Genomic DNA, 14,828 nt, shown 5'->3' on the forward strand with positions numbered 1-14,828 from the left:
CGGCTCTCAATGCGCGGGAATGCGGATTTGCGCCCAGCGTTGCAGGCGATTGACGGCAAAGATGATCACGAACGAAGCCAGCAGCATGACGACGGCAATCGCCGTCGCATCGGCGTAGCGAAATTCGGATAACCGGATCACGATCAGCAGTGGCGCGATCTCCGATACATTGGGCAGATTGCCGGCGATGAAGATCACCGACCCGTATTCGCCGACCGCGCGCGCGAATGCCAGCGCAAAGCCGGTCAGCAGCGCCGGAATCAGGCTCGGCAAAATCACCCGGAACACGGTGTGCCAGCGGTTGGCGCCGAGGCTTGCGGCCGCTTCCTCGATTTCCGGATCGAGATCGATCAGGACGGGCTGAACCGTCCGCACCACGAAGGGGATGCCGATAAAGACCATCGCGATAAAGATCCCGATCGGCGTGAACGCCACCTTGATGCCGAGTTCAGCCAGCGGCGCGCCGAGCCATCCCTTCTGTGCGAACAATTGCGTCAGCGCCACACCCGCAACCGCGGTCGGCAGCGCAAAGGGAATATCGACGATAGCATCGAAAATTCGCCGGCCCGGAAAGCGGTAGCGCACCAGCGCCCACACGATGATGGTGCCCATCACCAGGTTGACGCAGGCTGCGGCAAAGGAGAGACCGAACGAAATCTTCAACGCATTCAGCGTGCGGCGACTGGTGAGAATTTCCCAGAACTGCGCCGGCGAAAGCTCGAGCGTCTTGAGGAACAGGCCGGCGAGGGGAATGAGGATGATAACGGAGAGCCACGTCAGCGTCAGGCCCATGGTGAGACCAAACCCTGGCAGGCTGCTTTGCCGCGCGACCGCTGTGTTCACAAATCCCCCTGCTTCCGCTACGGCCGCCCGTTGGCCAGATCAGTTCTTGTAAATCTGGTCGAAAATGCCGCCTTCGCCGAAGTGATCTTTCTGCGCCTTGGTCCAACCACCAAAAACTTCGTCGATCGTAAAAAGTTCGACCTTGGCGAAGGATTTTTCATGCTCCTTCGCAATTTCCGCATCGCGCGGACGATAGGAATTGCGCGCGGCGATTTCCTGGCCTTCCTTGGTATACCAATACTTCAGATAGGCTTCGGCGACGGCTCGCGTGCCTTTTTTATCGGCAACCCTGTCGACGACCGAGACCGGAGGCTCAGCGAGAATCGACAATGGCGGCGCCACGATCTCGAACTTGTCCTTGCCGAATTCGCGCTGCGCCAGGAACGCCTCGTTCTCCCACGCCAGCAACACGTCGCCGACGCCGCGCTCGACGAAAGTTACGGTCGAGCCGCGCGCGCCAGTATCGAGCACCGGCACGTTTTTGAAGAGATCGGCGACGAACTTCTTCGCCTTGTCGGCGGAACCGAATTTCTTTTCGGCAAAGCCCCATGCCGCCAGGTAATTCCATCGCGCGCCACCCGAAGTCTTCGGGTTCGGCGTAATCACCTGCACGCCGGGCTTGATCAGATCGTCCCAATCCTTGATCGCTTTTGGGTTACCCTTGCGCACCAGGAATACGATCGTCGAAGTATACGGCGATGCATTGAGCGACAGGCGCTTCTGCCAATCCGGCGCCACCAGCCCTTTCGCAGCGATGGCGTCGATGTCATAGGCCAGCGCCAGCGTGACAACATCGGCCTGCAGCCCGTCGATTACCGCGCGCGCCTGCGAGCCCGAGCCGCCATGCGACTGCTTGATCTCGACGCTCTTGCCGTTCTCTTTCCGATAGGCCGCCGCGAACGCCTTGTTGAAATCGGCGTACAGCTCGCGCGTCGGATCGTAGGACACGTTGAGCAACGTGTAGTCGGCAGCGAAGGCCGAACTCGCCCAGAGCAATCCGGCAACAAGCGGCAGAATGCGACGGATCATCGTTGATCTCCATTCGGCTTGACGAAGCATATCATCAACCACGAATGCATAAGTCGCGACGAAAGGCCGCTTAGTCAATGAAACCACATTTCAATGTTTGCGGTTCCGCGGCTTCCTTGTCCTATGAAGTCCGGACTCTAGGAAGTTTTGGTCGTATGGATGCCGCATTCCGTCTTGGGCCTGCCGCGCCAGCGACCGGCGCGGGCGTCCTCGTCCGGCGCCGTGCGGCTCGAACACGGCATGCACCCGACCGACAGGTAGCCAGAGGCGACCAGCGGATGCGGCGGCAATTTGGCGAGCTTGTAGATCGCCTCAATCTCTTCGCGCGACACGTTGGCAAACGGATTGAATTTCAGCTTATCGCCGTCGTCCTCGACAACGGGAATCTCAGCGCGCGCGCCGCCCTGAAAACGCTTGCGTCCGTTGATCCAGGCCGAGAACGGTTTGAGCGCCCGCGTCAGCGGCTCTACTTTACGGATACGGCAGCAGGCGTCGGGGTCGGAAAACCACAATTCACGATCGGGATCCTGGCGTGAGACCGCTTCAGCCAGCGGCTTGATCGAGCGGACGTCGCGGAGACCAAGCGCAGCAATCAGCGTATCGCGATAGGCGAGCGTCTCCTCGAACAGCCAACCTGTATCGAGGAAGATCACGGGAATCGCGGGATCGACGTCCGCCATCACCTTTAGCAGCGCCGCCGATTCCGTACCGAACGACGACACCAGCGCAAGCTGCGCGCGGCCGATGGTCTTCAGCGCGGTTTCAATGACATGCGCCGGCGAAGCGTCGCGCAAGGTATGGTCGAGCGTCTGCGCCGAATGAAGGATCGCTGGACCCGCAGCGACCACCTGCTGTGAAATCGTGCTCACTGGCCGGCACTCTCCGAATGACGCAACTGCATCCGCCGATTGAGCGCCGTGACGCGGCCATCGCCGGTCGGCTGGTAGAACACCGAATAGCGCTTCACGGTCTCGGCGAAGGCATCGGCGTCGGCATCCTTCTTCACCTCGAACGCGTCGAAGCCGGCACGCGACATGAACACGAACTGGTCGCGCAGCACCTGGCCGGTGGCGCGCAGCTCGCCGTCATAGCCATGCCGCTCGCGCAACAGGCGCGCCTGGCTGTAGGCACGGCCGTCGCGGAAGGTCGGGAATACCAGCGCGACGGCGGCCAGGCGATCGAGATGGGGCACGAGGTCGTCGACGGCACGGCTGTTCGGCCAGATCACGCCGGTTTTGCCGGCGCGCTTGAGAATGGCTTCCGGATCTTCGAGGAACCGCGCCGACGAAATGAGCACCGCTCCGTCGCCCGGCAATTCGGCGCCATCGGCAACATGGACGAACAGGTCGGTGGTGATTCTTCCGTTCTTAACGAGTGGCATAGACCCGCTCCTTGAATGGCTCGACGCCCAGACGCTTGACCGTATCGACGAACAGTTCTTCGGGACGGTCGCGGAGCGCGAGATAGGCTTCGACAATGTCTTCGATCACGTCGGCAACTTCCGCATAAGGGACAGCCGGGCCGATCAGCGCGCCCATCTGCGCGTTCTCGTCGGCGCGACCGCCGATCGTGATCTGGTAAAACTCCTCGCCGTTCTTCTCGACGCCGAGGATGCCGATGTGGCCGACGTGGTGATGGCCGCACGCGTTGATGCAGCCGGAGATGTTGATGTGCAGCCGGCCGATCATGTCGGCGGTGTCGTGGTTGGCAAAACGCCGGGTCAATTCCTGTGCGATCGGAATCGAGCGCGCGTTGGCGAGCGAGCAGTAGTCGAGCCCTGGGCAGGCGATGATATCGGTGACCAGATTGACGTTCGGCGTGGCGAGCCCGAGACGGTCGAGCGCCTTCCACAATTGCGGCAGGTCGCGCTTGGCAACATGCGGCAACGCCAGGTTCTGCTCGTGGCCGACGCGGATTTCGCCGAAGGAGTATTTGTCGGCGAGATCGGCGATCGCGTCCATCTGGTCGGCGGTGGCATCGCCGGGCGGGCCGCCCACCGGCTTCAGCGACAGCGTCACGATCGAGTAACCCTGCACCTTGTGCGGGGCCACCGAGTTCTTGCGCCAGCGCTCGAACAGCGGATCATGCGCGGCCTGCTTCAGCTCGTCCGGCATGTGCGGAAGCTTCTCGTAAGCCGGATAGGAGAAGCGCGAACGCACCTCCTCGATGACGGAATGGTCGAGGGTCAGGGCGCCGTGGCCCATCTGCCTCCATTCCTCGTCGACCTCACGTGCGAACTTCTCGATGCCGAGCTCATGCACCAGGATCTTGATGCGCGCCTTGTAGATGTTGTCGCGGCGGCCGTACTGGTTGTAGACGCGCAGGATCGCCTCGACGTAACTGAGAATGTCGCGGCCGTGAACGAACGGCTTGATGGTCTTGGCGATGAACGGCGTGCGGCCGAGGCCGCCGCCGACCAGCACCTCGAAGCCGGTCTCGCCGTCGGCGTTCTTGTGCAGGCGCAAGCCGATGTCATGGATCTTGATCGCGGCACGGTCGTGCTCGGATGCGGTGATCGCAATCTTGAACTTGCGCGGCAGGAACGAGAATTCCGGGTGCAGCGTGGTGTGCTGACGCAGGATCTCCGACCAGATGCGGGGATCCTCGACCTCGCCGGGCGCGACGCCCGCCCATTGGTCCGAGGTGACGTTGCGCATGTTATTGCCCGAGGTCTGCATCGCGTGGATACCGACCTCGGCAAGCTCGGCCAGCGCATCGGGCAACTCGGCAAGCTTGATCCAGTTGAACTGGATGTTCTGCCGCGTGGTGAAATGGCCGTAACCGCGGTCGTAGCGGCGGGCAATATGGGCGAGCCGGCGCAACTGCTTCGACGACAACGTGCCATAGGGGATCGCGACGCGGAACATGTAGGCGTGCAATTGCAGGTACACGCCGTTCTGCAGCCGCAGCATCTTGAATTCGTCCTCGGTGAGTTCGCCCGAGAGGCGGCGCTTCACCTGATCGCGGAATTCCGAAACACGCTCGTTGATAAGCGTGCGGTCGAGTTCGTCATATGCATACATGATGGATCAGCCTTTAGGCCGGAAGAAGGTCGATGGTGAGACCCTTCGACCGGATGTGTTCGCGGAGATTGCCGGGCTTGACCACCCCGCCCTTGAGCTCGACCGGCGCGATATAGGCACCGACTGCGCCGACGTCATCAGCAGCGCTTTCGGCGAGCAACGCACGCGCATCGTCCGATGTGCTCACGATCGCAGCGTCGGACAGAGCGGTCGACCAACCCTGTTGTGCGGTCCGGTAGACCACGACGCCATCCCAGGTGCGGTTGGCAGTCACTACCGACGGCCCGGTGATTCTGATTTTCTTTTGTTCGAGCGGAGAGGTCATTCGGCAGCATCCAATAGTTTTGAGATGACTTGATTGAGGTTGGACTGGCGCCACGGCGCGGAATGCGCGACGACGTCGCCGATGATGAGGACGGCGGGGCCGCCATCGATTTTTTCGACCAGCGCGGGAAGATTTTCGAGCGTCCCGACCACGGCCTGCGCATCCGGCCGCGTTACGCGCGCGAACACGCCGACGGGCGTTTGCGGCAACCGGCCGGCAGCCAACAGGCCCGCGCGGACCGCCGGCGCGGCGGTCATGCCCATATAGACCACGATGGTCATCTTCTTGTCTGTCAGCACCGACCAGTCGACGTTCTCGGCATCCTTTGCCTTGTGCGCGGTCAGGAAAGTGATGCGCAGCGCTTCATGCCGATAGGTCAGCGGCGCCTCGAACTGCGCGGCAGCGCCGAGGCCCGCGGTAATGCCTGGCACCACCGAAAAGGCGACGCCAGCGGCGCGCAGCACTTCGATTTCCTCGCCGCCGCGGCCGAAGATGAAGGGATCGCCGCCCTTCAGCCGCACCGCGCGCTGTCCAGCCTTGGCAGCCTCGATCAGCAGTTTGTTGATCGCATCCTGGCCGATGCCCGGCTTGCCGACACGGCGGCCAACGGGAATGCGCGAGGCGTCGCGGCGCACGCGATCGAGAATTTCCGGCGACACCAGCTCGTCGTAGAAAACCACGTCGGCATCCTGCAGCGCACGCAGCGCCTTGATGGTCAGCAGATCCGGATCGCCCGGCCCCGCGCCGACCAGCGTCACCCTGCCCTCGGCCTTGCCGTCCTTGCTCGCGCCAGCGAAGACGGAGGGATCGGCGATTTCATTCAGCGCGGCTTCCGCCTCGGCCTTGCGCCCGGCCAGAACCAGCGCACCGATCGGACCGTCGATCACGCGCTCCCAGAAGCGGCGGCGCAGCGCAAATTCGGGAATGCGCGCATGCATCGATTTACGAAAGCTGCCGATGAGGGCGGCGAGATCGCCGATGCGCGCCGGCAGCACCGCTTCGATGCGCTCGCGCACGCGACGCGCAACCACCGGCGACGCGCCGCCGGTGCCGACGGCGACGACGACGTCGCCGCGATCGACGATCGCGGGAAAGATGAAAGTGGAATGAGCGAGATCGTCCATCACGTTGACGGGCAGACCGACCGCCTTCGCGCGCACTGACATCGCAACGCCGATATCACCAGCACCGGCGCAGAGCACTGCGATGACGCCTGAGAGATCGGCCGTGAGCGGATCGCCGGCTGCGCGTTCGATCCGTGCGGCAGCGGCCGCATCGAGTCCCGAAACGTCATGGCTGCCGTCGGTCGCATACCAGCGAATGTTTGCACCGGCCGATGCCAAGAGGCGCAGCTTCGCGCGCACGAGTTCGCCGGCTCCAACGAGCAGCACCACGCCGCTTTGCAGATCGAGAAACACGGGCAGAAATCGCATGCGAAACTCGCTTCCCCCACTTCGGGGTTGACTGGAATTATTTTCTATATATGTGTCGTTCAGCGCCCGCAAAGAGAAAATTTTTTCTTCTCTGTTGCATCGCGACTATAGAATTTTCGCCCACCAAGGCCAAGGCCCAGAGATGCATCTTCTCAACTCCGACTCCGCCAATGACCGGTTGCGTGGCGCCGACCGCAAAAGCGGCGCCACCGTCGAACAAATTTTCACCGATCGACGACTGCCGCCGCCCTCGATGGATCATCTCGACGAGCTCGAGGCACAGAGCATCTACATTCTGCGCGAGGCGTTCGCGCGGTTGAAAAAACTCGCGCTGCTGTGGTCGCTCGGGAAAGATTCCAACGTGATGATCTGGCTGGCGCGCAAGGCGTTCTTCGGCCGCGTGCCGTTTCCGGCGCTTCACGTCGATACCGGCAAGAAATTTGCCGAGATGTACGCCTTCCGCGATCGCTTCGGAAAAGAGTGGGACCTCGATCTGAAGGTCGAACCCTGCCCGTCGATCGATGCCGTCGATCCAACGCTGCCGCCGGCCGCACGTTCGGCTGCCCGCAAGACCGAAGGGCTGAAGTGGGCACTGACCAAATATGGTTTCGACGGATTGATTGCCGGCATCCGCCGCGATGAGGAGGCCACGCGCGCCAAGGAGCGCGTGTTCTCGCCGCGCGGACTCGAAGGCGGCTGGGACGTGCGCGACCAGCCCCCGGAGTTCTGGGACCAGTTCAACGCATCAGTGCCGCAAGGCGCACATTTACGCGTCCATCCGATCCTGCATTGGACCGAGGCCGACATCTGGGCCTACACCAAGCGCGAAAACATTCCGATCATTCCGCTCTATCTCTCGAAGGACGGCAAGCGCTATCGCTCGCTGGGCGATCAGGACATCACCAATCCGGTAGCGTCGACCGCCTCCAGCATCGACGAGATCCTCGCCGAGCTCGACGGCACCAAGGTGCCGGAGCGCGCCGGCCGCGCGCTGGATCATGAAACCGAAGATGCTTTCGAGCGGCTGCGTGTCGCCGGCTATCTCTAACGGACATTTGCTGTGAGCGTTGCAATGAACATGATCCTGCCTGCCAGCGTTTCGGCAACACCGAACGGCACCACCCGCCCGCAAGTCCGCATCGTCATCGTCGGTCACGTCGATCACGGCAAATCCACGCTGGTCGGCCGCCTGCTGCACGAAACCGGCAGCCTGCCCGAGGGCAAGCTGGAGATGCTCAAAGCCGTCAGCGCACGACGCGGCATGCCGTTCGAATGGTCGTTCCTGCTCGATGCGCTGCAGACCGAGCGCGACCAGGGCATCACCATCGACACCACGCAAATCCGCTTCCGCACCCGCTCGCGCGACGTCGTACTGATCGACGCGCCCGGCCATGCCGAATTCCTGCGCAACATGATCACCGGCGCCTCGCAGGCCGACGGTGCGGTGCTGATCATCGACGCGCTGGAAGGCGTCCGCGACCAGACCCGGCGGCACGGCTATCTGCTGCATCTGTTGGGCATCAAGCAGGTCGCGATCGTCGTCAACAAGATGGACCGCGTCGATTTCAGCGCTGATCGCTTCAAGGAGATCAGCGACGAAATTTCGACGCATCTCATCGGCCTTGGCGTGACGCCCTCGGCTGTGATTCCGATATCCGCACGCGACGGCGACGGCGTTGCGGAGCAGACACCACGGATCGGCTGGTACCAGGGACCAACCGTCGTCGAAGCGCTTGACGCGCTCGAGCCGGCGCGGCCGCTGGAGCAACTGGCGCTGCGGCTGCCGGTGCAGGCGATCTACAAGTTCGACGACCGCCGCATTGTTGCGGGCCGCATCGAGTCCGGACATCTGAGTGCCGGCGATGAAATCGTCATCATGCCCGCCGGCAAGATCGCGAAGATCAAGACGGTGGAGAGCTGGCCGGTAACGCCGCTGAAGGGCAGTCATGGCGCCGGTCGTTCGGTCGGCATCACGCTCGACCGCGAATTGTTCGTCGAGCGCGGCGATGTCATCGCCCATGCGGGAGCTACCCCGCGCGACACGCGGCGGATTCGCGCGCGCATTTTCTGGCTGCACGACAAGCCGCTGTCGAAGGGCGACCAGATCCTGATCCGCCTCGGCACGCGGGAAACCCGCGCCAGCGTGGTAGCGATCGAGAAGGCAGTCGATCCCGGTGAACTCTCCAACGAGGAGACCACGGCGATCGCGCGCAATCATGTCGGCGAAATCGACATCTCGCTGGCGCAGCCGATCGCGGCCGATCCCTATCAGGAAAATTCCCGCACCGGTCGGCTGGTAATCGAGGTCAATGGCCGCATCGCCGGCGGCGGCCTCGTGCTGTCGGTCGACGCCGGACAGCGCGCCGTTCCGATCGACATCGTGCCGGTGGAATCCGCATTGCGCCCCGAAGAGCGCTCAGCGCGCTACCGCCACAACGGCGCGGTGATTTGGCTGACCGGCTTGCCGGGTTCGGGCAAATCGACGCTGGCGCGCGCACTCGAGCGACGGCTGTTTTCGCGCGGCGGCTCGCCCATCCTGCTCGATGGCGACACGCTGCGCGCCGGCCTCAACGGCGATCTCGGCTTCTCGGCGCAGGACCGCACCGAGAACATCCGCCGGCTGGCGGAAGTTGCGACCCATCTGGCGCGCAACGGGCACATTGCCGTCGTCGCGGCGGTCTCGCCGTCGGCGGACGATCGCGCAGCCGCGCGCCGCATCGCCGACGCTTCGTTCCGCGAGATCTACGTCGCGACGCCTGCCGAAGTCTGCGAGAGCCGCGACCCCAAGGGCCACTACGCCAAGGCGCGCGCCGGCACGCTGCAGGCGTTCACCGGGATCGGCAACGACTACCAGCCGCCGGCCCAGGCGGAGCTGCGCATCGACACCTCTGCGCGCTCAGTTTCGGACGCAACCGACGAGATCGAGCGAATGCTGGCGGAGACCGGCATTCTGTTCGACGAATTGGTGGATCTGGCGGCCAATATCTAAAAGCGTTTTCGAGCGAAGTGGACACCGGTTCGCGTGAAGAAAAACGCGTCCAAATAAGGCCTTCCACTTCTTTTTGGGGCCTTCTCATCGACCCGGCTTTAGGGCTAAAAGGGCGGCCAATGCCGCCCCTTTGGTGCGTTTTCTGCTGCTTTTCACCGGAAAACAGCCTGTAAACGCCATTTCTTTTGAGAAAGCCCATCATGAATCGTGTCGACGCCCACGGATTGAAGATCGCCCCTGTCCTGTTCGACTTCATCGCCAAGGAGGCGACCCCCAAGACCGGAATTTCGCCCGATGCATTCTGGGCCGGCGTCGCCGCCATCGTCAAAAAGCTCGGGCCGAAAAATCGCGAGCTGCTCGCCCTCCGCGACGCGCTGCAGGTCAAAATCGACGGCTGGCATCGCGCCAACAAGGGCAAGGCGTTCGACATGAACGCCTATACGGCGTTCCTGAAGGAGATCGGTTATCTCCTGCCCGAGCCGGCTACGCAGAAGGTCGAGACATCAGATGTCGACGAGGAGATCGGCAAGATTTGCGGACCGCAGCTCGTCGTTCCCCTGACCAATGCCCGCTACGCGCTGAACGCCGCGAACGCGCGCTGGGGCTCGCTCTACGACGCCTTCTACGGCACCGACGCGATTCCGCATGATCCGAGCGAGAGCGGCAAGGGCTACAACAAGGCGCGCGGCGACAAGGTGATCGCCAAGGCCAAGGCGTTCCTCGATTCCGCCGTGCCGGTCGCGACCGGCAGCCACACCGATGTGACGTCGTACAGCGTCATCGCCGGGCAGCTTGCGGTGAAACTGAAGAGCGGCAATGCCACCGCGCTAAAATCTGCTTCGCAGTTCGCCGGCTACCAGGGCGACGCCGCTCAGCCTTCCGCGGTCCTGCTCGTCAACAACGGCATGCATGTCGAAGTCAAGATCGACCGCAATCATGCGATCGGCAAGGACGATCCGGCCGGTGTCGCCGACATGATTCTGGAATCGGCCGTCTCGACCATTCTCGACATGGAAGACTCGGTTGCCGCGGTCGACGCCGAAGACAAGGTGCTGGTCTATCGCAACACGCTCGGCCTGATGAACGGCACCCTTTCCGCCGATTTCGAGAAGGGCGGCAAGACCGTTCAACGATCTCTCAACCCTGACCGCGTCTACAAGACGCCCGACGGCAAGGAGCTGACGCTGCACGGACGCAGCCTGCTGCTGATGCGCAATGTCGGCCATCACATGTTCACCGACGCCGTGCTCGATGAAAAGGGCGAGGAGATTCCGGAAGGGCTTCTGGATGCTGCGGTGGCCGGTCTGCTCGCGATCCACGATCTCAAGGGCAATTCGAAGGTCAGGAATAGCCGCACCGGCTCGGTCTATATCGTCAAGCCGAAGATGCACGGCCCCGATGAAGTCGCGCTGACCTGTGAATTGTTCGGCGAGGTGGAAAAGCTGCTCGGACTGCCCGAGAACACCATGAAGGTCGGCATCATGGACGAGGAGCGCCGCACCACGGTGAACCTGAAGGCCTGCATCCAGAACGCCTCGAAGCGCATCTGCTTCATCAACACCGGCTTCCTCGACCGCACCGGCGACGAGATTCACACTTCGATGGAAGCGGGTCCGATGATCCGCAAGAACGACATGAAGGCGCAGCCCTGGATCAAGGCCTATGAGGACTGGAACGTCGACATGGGCCTGATCGACGGCCTGCCCGGCCATGCCCAGATCGGCAAGGGCATGTGGGCGGCACCTGACAAGATGGCCGACATGCTCAGCCAGAAGCTCGGCCATCCACAGGCCGGTGCGACCACGGCATGGGTGCCGTCGCCGACGGCGGCCACGCTGCACGCGCTGCATTATCACCAGATCAACGTGATCGCGCGACAGGAAGAACTCGCCAAGGGCGGCCAGCGCGCAAAACTCTCCGACATCCTCACCATTCCGGTTTCGCAGTCGAACTGGGCGCCCGATGACGTGAAGCAGGAGATCGACAACAACTGTCAGGGCATCCTCGGCTATGTCGTGCGCTGGATCGACCAGGGCGTCGGCTGCTCCAAGGTGCCCGACATCCATGATGTCGGGCTGATGGAAGACCGCGCGACGCTGCGGATTTCCAGCCAGCATCTGGCGAACTGGCTGGCGCATGGCGTCGTCAGCAAGGATCAGGTGATGGAATCGCTGAAGCGCATGGCCGTCGTGGTCGACAAGCAGAATGCCGGCGACCCGCTCTACAAGCCGATGGCGCCTTCGTTCGACGGCGTTGCCTTCCAGGCCGCCTGCGATCTCGTCTTCAAGGGCCGCGAGCAGCCGAACGGCTACACCGAATACATCCTCACCGCGCGCCGCCGCGAGGCAAAGGCGGCAGGCTGATCCCGCCGCGACACGTCACGATGCCGCATTGGTTCTGGCGGAACGCCTGAGCTTTTTGTCCGTTGATCGCCATACCAACAGAGGAGGAGATGGCGATGGATTGGAACAGGGTTGAAGGCAACTGGAAACAGTTCAAGGGCTCCGCCAAGGAGAAGTGGGGCAAGCTTACCGATGACGATCTGAACGTCATCGAGGGCCGCCGCGAACAACTCGAAGGCAAGCTGCAGCAGCGCTACGGCTTCGCCAAGGACCAGATCCGCAAGGACGTGGACGACTGGTTCCGGACGTTGAAGTAGGCCCTCGCTTTGCGAACACCAAAAGCCCCGCATCCGTCGGGGCTTTTCGTTTTAGACCGAGATGTATCTCAACAGGGAGATCACGCCGAGAATGATCACGACGACACGGGCGATCTGCTTGGCGCGGCCGTCGATCGGCAGGAGGTTGATGAGATAGAGGACGAGGATAACGACCAGGAACGTGATGAGTATACTGACAAGCATGCGAAGCCCTTCGGCGTTGGCCGGAAAATGCGCTGGTAGCGTTTTGTTAACGTGAACAAGCGCGCCGGGTTCCGCGGGACGGAACCGACCCCGCTTGGAAAAATCGCAGCCATTTCAATGAATCCTCGTAGTACTACGCGGCTCTCACTCGATAAGTCTTTACCGTTTGCCCCCCAAATGGCCCACGACGCCTCGGGGGAGCATCATGTTGAACCGTCTGACCGTATCCGCGCTGCTGAAAACCGTCATCCTCGTCACCTCATTCTGCGTGGTGGTCGGATTTTCGCTCAACGCCTGGGACTCCTGGGGCCGCTTGCAGGCGGCGAGCCGCATTGCGGTCATCGCCGACGCCTCCGCAAACATGTTCAAGGCGATGCACAATCTGCGCACCGATCGCTCCACGACCAACCGGCTCTTGAATTCCGATGCGCCGATGGATGCCGATATCGAGAAGTATCTGCGCAACATCCGCGACACCGAAATGCCGGCGATGGGCAACGCGCTCGGCCTGCTCGGCAGCATCGAATTCGCGCAGAAGCAGACGCTGGTGCCCGAGTTCGACCGCCTGCTCAAGGCGATGACCTCGCTGCAGAAGGAGTTCTGGGAAGCCATGGGCAAGCCGAAGGCCTCGCGCCGCCCGACGCTCGCCAAGGAATACTTTGATAGTGCAAGCGCGATGCTGGAAACGCTCGACAAGCTGTCCGGCTCGGTTGCCGCCGCCATCAATCACCAGGACGCGACGATCGACCAGTTGCTGGCGATCAAGCAGATCGCCTGGCTGTTGCGCAACACCGCCGGCGAAGCCTCGCTGATCGTCTCGACCGGGCTCAGCACCGGGAAGGTCTCGCCCGAGGGGAGGCTCGCCTACACGAAATATACTGGCGGCATCGACGCCGCCTGGAGCGCGCTGGAATTGACCGCAGCGGGGATGCAGTTGCCTCCAGCGATCTCGAGCGCCATGGCCGCAACCAAAACCGCCTATTTCGAGCCGCAATATCTTGCTCTGCGCGACCGGCTGCTGACGCAGGTTGCGGCCGGCGAGAAGTCGGAACTGACCGCCAACCAGTGGACCCCGGTCACGGTCGGGCGTCTCGCTGCCGCCGTCATCGTGGCCGAGGCCGCACTTGACGCCGCCAAGGATCACGCCGCGCACCTGCGCTCCACCGCCCAGCGCTCGCTGACGATGCAGCTCGCATTGCTGACCGGCGCGCTGGCGCTGGCGTTCGGTGCCATGGCAATCGTTACCCGCCGCGTCATCAAGCCGCTGCACGCCATGCGCGACGCCATGCTGAAGGTCGCAGCCGGTGACCTCCAGGTCGATACCGGCTACGCCGCGCGCCACGACGAAATCGGTGCGCTGGTCGGCGCGCTGGAGACGTTCAAGCAGCAGGCCGCCGACAAGGCGCGGATCGAGGCGCAGGAGCGCGAGCGCAACGCCGGCGCGATGGCGCGGCAGCAGGCGATCGAGAGCTATGTCGGCGAGTTCGAGGGCATGGTGCGCGAGACCCTCACCCAGCTCGGCGATGCTTCCGGCCAGATGCGGACCACCTCGACTGGCCTCTCGACGATTTCGCGCCAGACCAACGAGCGCGTCCAGGTCGCCGAGAAGGCCTCCGGCGACGCCTCGATGAGCGTCGAGACGGTCGCTGCGGCTTCCGAAGAGCTCAGTGCCTCGATCAACGACATCAGCCAGCAGGCGGCGCATGCCGCCAGCATCGCCAGCCGCGCCGTTGGCCAGGCGCGCAATACCGACGGCACCGTTCAGGGGCTGGCGCAATCGGCAGGGCGGATCGGCGAAGTCGTCGGCCTGATCAATACCATCGCCGCGCAGACCAACCTCTTGGCACTCAACGCCACCATCGAGGCCGCGCGCGCCGGCGAGGCCGGCCGCGGCTTTGCGGTGGTCGCCTCCGAGGTCAAGTCGCTGGCGAGCCAGACCGCGAAGGCGACCGAGGAGATTTCCGAACAGATCTCGGACATCCAGCGGGTGGCAGGCGAAGCCATCGACGCCATCAAGGGCATCGGCAGCATCATCGGCGAGGTCAACGAGGTCGCGACCGCGATTGCCGCCGCCGTGCAGCAACAGGGTGCCGCGACGCAGGAGATCACCCGCAGCACCCAGTTTGCCGCGCAGGGCACCAAGAACGTGTCCGACAACATCACCGGCGTGAAGGCCGATGCCGACGCGGCAGCGGCCGCCGCCGAGGACGTCAAGCAGGCTTCCCAGACGCTGGAGACGCAGAGCCAGCAACTCGGCAATCAGGTCACCGCGTTCCTCGGCAAGATCCGCGCGGCGTAATTCACTATACTCGTCAAGCCCGGC

Annotated in this window: 13 protein-coding genes; 5 read left to right on the forward strand and 8 right to left on the reverse strand. The window is 63.1% G+C overall.

The window, feature by feature from the left end; translation table 11 throughout:
• Positions 1–6 precede the first annotated feature (6 nt).
• From cysT to cysG, 7 genes are all read right to left on the reverse strand, one after another.
• Positions 7–813, reverse strand: a complete 807-nt coding sequence (gene cysT, locus V1290_RS15210; RefSeq protein WP_334369038.1) for a sulfate ABC transporter permease subunit CysT — start codon at positions 811–813, stop codon at positions 7–9.
• Positions 814–882: 69 nt separating this feature from the next.
• Positions 883–1,872 carry a sulfate ABC transporter substrate-binding protein gene (locus tag V1290_RS15215; RefSeq protein ID WP_334365164.1) on the reverse strand — a complete coding sequence of 330 codons (990 nt, stop codon included), beginning with the start codon at positions 1,870–1,872 and terminating at the stop codon, positions 883–885.
• A gap of 137 nt (positions 1,873–2,009) precedes the next feature.
• Positions 2,010–2,732: a phosphoadenylyl-sulfate reductase gene (locus V1290_RS15220; protein WP_442893781.1), complete on the reverse strand. Its 723-nt coding sequence runs from the start codon at positions 2,730–2,732 to the stop codon at positions 2,010–2,012.
• A gap of 5 nt (positions 2,733–2,737) precedes the next feature.
• Positions 2,738–3,253, reverse strand: coding sequence for a DUF934 domain-containing protein (locus V1290_RS15225; protein WP_334365167.1), 516 nt, complete (start codon positions 3,251–3,253; stop codon positions 2,738–2,740).
• On the reverse strand, positions 3,240–4,895 hold the full coding sequence (locus tag V1290_RS15230) for a nitrite/sulfite reductase (RefSeq protein ID WP_334365168.1): 1,656 nt from the start codon (positions 4,893–4,895) through the stop codon (positions 3,240–3,242). The genes V1290_RS15225 and V1290_RS15230 overlap by 14 nt, the downstream gene beginning before the upstream one ends.
• Before the next feature lie 13 nt (positions 4,896–4,908).
• Positions 4,909–5,220, reverse strand: a complete 312-nt coding sequence (locus V1290_RS15235; RefSeq protein WP_334365169.1) for a DUF2849 domain-containing protein — start codon at positions 5,218–5,220, stop codon at positions 4,909–4,911.
• On the reverse strand, positions 5,217–6,653 hold the full coding sequence (gene cysG, locus V1290_RS15240) for a siroheme synthase CysG (RefSeq protein ID WP_334365170.1): 1,437 nt from the start codon (positions 6,651–6,653) through the stop codon (positions 5,217–5,219). The genes V1290_RS15235 and cysG overlap by 4 nt, the downstream gene beginning before the upstream one ends.
• A 253-nt stretch (positions 6,654–6,906) precedes the next feature.
• Between cysG and cysD the strand changes: the two genes are divergently transcribed.
• The 4 genes from cysD to V1290_RS15260 all read left to right on the forward strand — a co-directional run bounded on the left by cysD (position 6,907) and on the right by V1290_RS15260 (position 12,301).
• The gene (cysD, locus tag V1290_RS15245) at positions 6,907–7,701 is read left to right on the forward strand and encodes a sulfate adenylyltransferase subunit CysD (protein ID WP_028349295.1); all 795 of its coding nucleotides are present in this window, start codon (positions 6,907–6,909) and stop codon (positions 7,699–7,701) included.
• A gap of 24 nt (positions 7,702–7,725) precedes the next feature.
• Positions 7,726–9,642: an adenylyl-sulfate kinase gene (gene cysC / locus V1290_RS15250; protein ID WP_334365171.1), complete on the forward strand. Its 1,917-nt coding sequence runs from the start codon at positions 7,726–7,728 to the stop codon at positions 9,640–9,642.
• Between the two features lie 200 nt (positions 9,643–9,842).
• Positions 9,843–12,005 carry a malate synthase G gene (locus V1290_RS15255; protein WP_334365172.1) on the forward strand — a complete coding sequence of 721 codons (2,163 nt, stop codon included), beginning with the start codon at positions 9,843–9,845 and terminating at the stop codon, positions 12,003–12,005.
• A 95-nt stretch (positions 12,006–12,100) separates the two neighbouring features.
• Positions 12,101–12,301: a CsbD family protein gene (locus tag V1290_RS15260; RefSeq protein ID WP_028349298.1), complete on the forward strand. Its 201-nt coding sequence runs from the start codon at positions 12,101–12,103 to the stop codon at positions 12,299–12,301.
• 51 nt (positions 12,302–12,352) lie between these two features.
• Here the strand turns inward: V1290_RS15260 and V1290_RS15265 are convergent, their stop codons facing one another.
• Positions 12,353–12,505 (reverse strand): Thivi_2564 family membrane protein, encoded by a 153-nt coding sequence (locus V1290_RS15265; protein WP_156908724.1) that lies wholly within the window; start codon positions 12,503–12,505, stop codon positions 12,353–12,355.
• A gap of 205 nt (positions 12,506–12,710) precedes the next feature.
• On the opposite strand from V1290_RS15265, the gene V1290_RS15270 reads away from it, so the two are divergent.
• A complete protein-coding gene (locus V1290_RS15270) occupies positions 12,711–14,804 on the forward strand; it encodes a methyl-accepting chemotaxis protein (protein WP_334365173.1) in 2,094 nt (697 codons plus the stop codon).
• Positions 14,805–14,828: the final 24 nt, after the last annotated feature.

Source organism: Bradyrhizobium sp. AZCC 1578 (assembly GCF_036924675.1).
Taxonomy (GTDB): domain Bacteria; phylum Pseudomonadota; class Alphaproteobacteria; order Rhizobiales; family Xanthobacteraceae; genus Bradyrhizobium.

Excerpts from the sequence above, each read along its gene's own strand:
- V1290_RS15215 (WP_334365164.1), bottom strand. The coding sequence starts at position 1,872 with ATGATCCGTCGCATTCTGCCGCTTGTTGCCGGATTGCTCTGGGCGAGT.
- V1290_RS15225 (WP_334365167.1), bottom strand. The coding sequence starts at position 3,253 with ATGCCACTCGTTAAGAACGGAAGAATCACCACCGACCTGTTCGTCCAT.
- V1290_RS15230 (WP_334365168.1), bottom strand. The coding sequence starts at position 4,895 with ATGTATGCATATGACGAACTCGACCGCACGCTTATCAACGAGCGTGTT.
- V1290_RS15235 (WP_334365169.1), bottom strand. The coding sequence starts at position 5,220 with ATGACCTCTCCGCTCGAACAAAAGAAAATCAGAATCACCGGGCCGTCG.
- cysG (WP_334365170.1), bottom strand. The coding sequence starts at position 6,653 with ATGCGATTTCTGCCCGTGTTTCTCGATCTGCAAAGCGGCGTGGTGCTG.
- cysD (WP_028349295.1), top strand. The coding sequence starts at position 6,907 with ATGGATCATCTCGACGAGCTCGAGGCACAGAGCATCTACATTCTGCGC.
- cysC (WP_334365171.1), top strand. The coding sequence starts at position 7,726 with ATGAACATGATCCTGCCTGCCAGCGTTTCGGCAACACCGAACGGCACC.
- V1290_RS15255 (WP_334365172.1), top strand. The coding sequence starts at position 9,843 with ATGAATCGTGTCGACGCCCACGGATTGAAGATCGCCCCTGTCCTGTTC.
- V1290_RS15260 (WP_028349298.1), top strand. The coding sequence starts at position 12,101 with ATGGATTGGAACAGGGTTGAAGGCAACTGGAAACAGTTCAAGGGCTCC.
- V1290_RS15265 (WP_156908724.1), bottom strand. The coding sequence starts at position 12,505 with ATGCTTGTCAGTATACTCATCACGTTCCTGGTCGTTATCCTCGTCCTC.
- V1290_RS15270 (WP_334365173.1), top strand. The coding sequence starts at position 12,711 with ATGTTGAACCGTCTGACCGTATCCGCGCTGCTGAAAACCGTCATCCTC.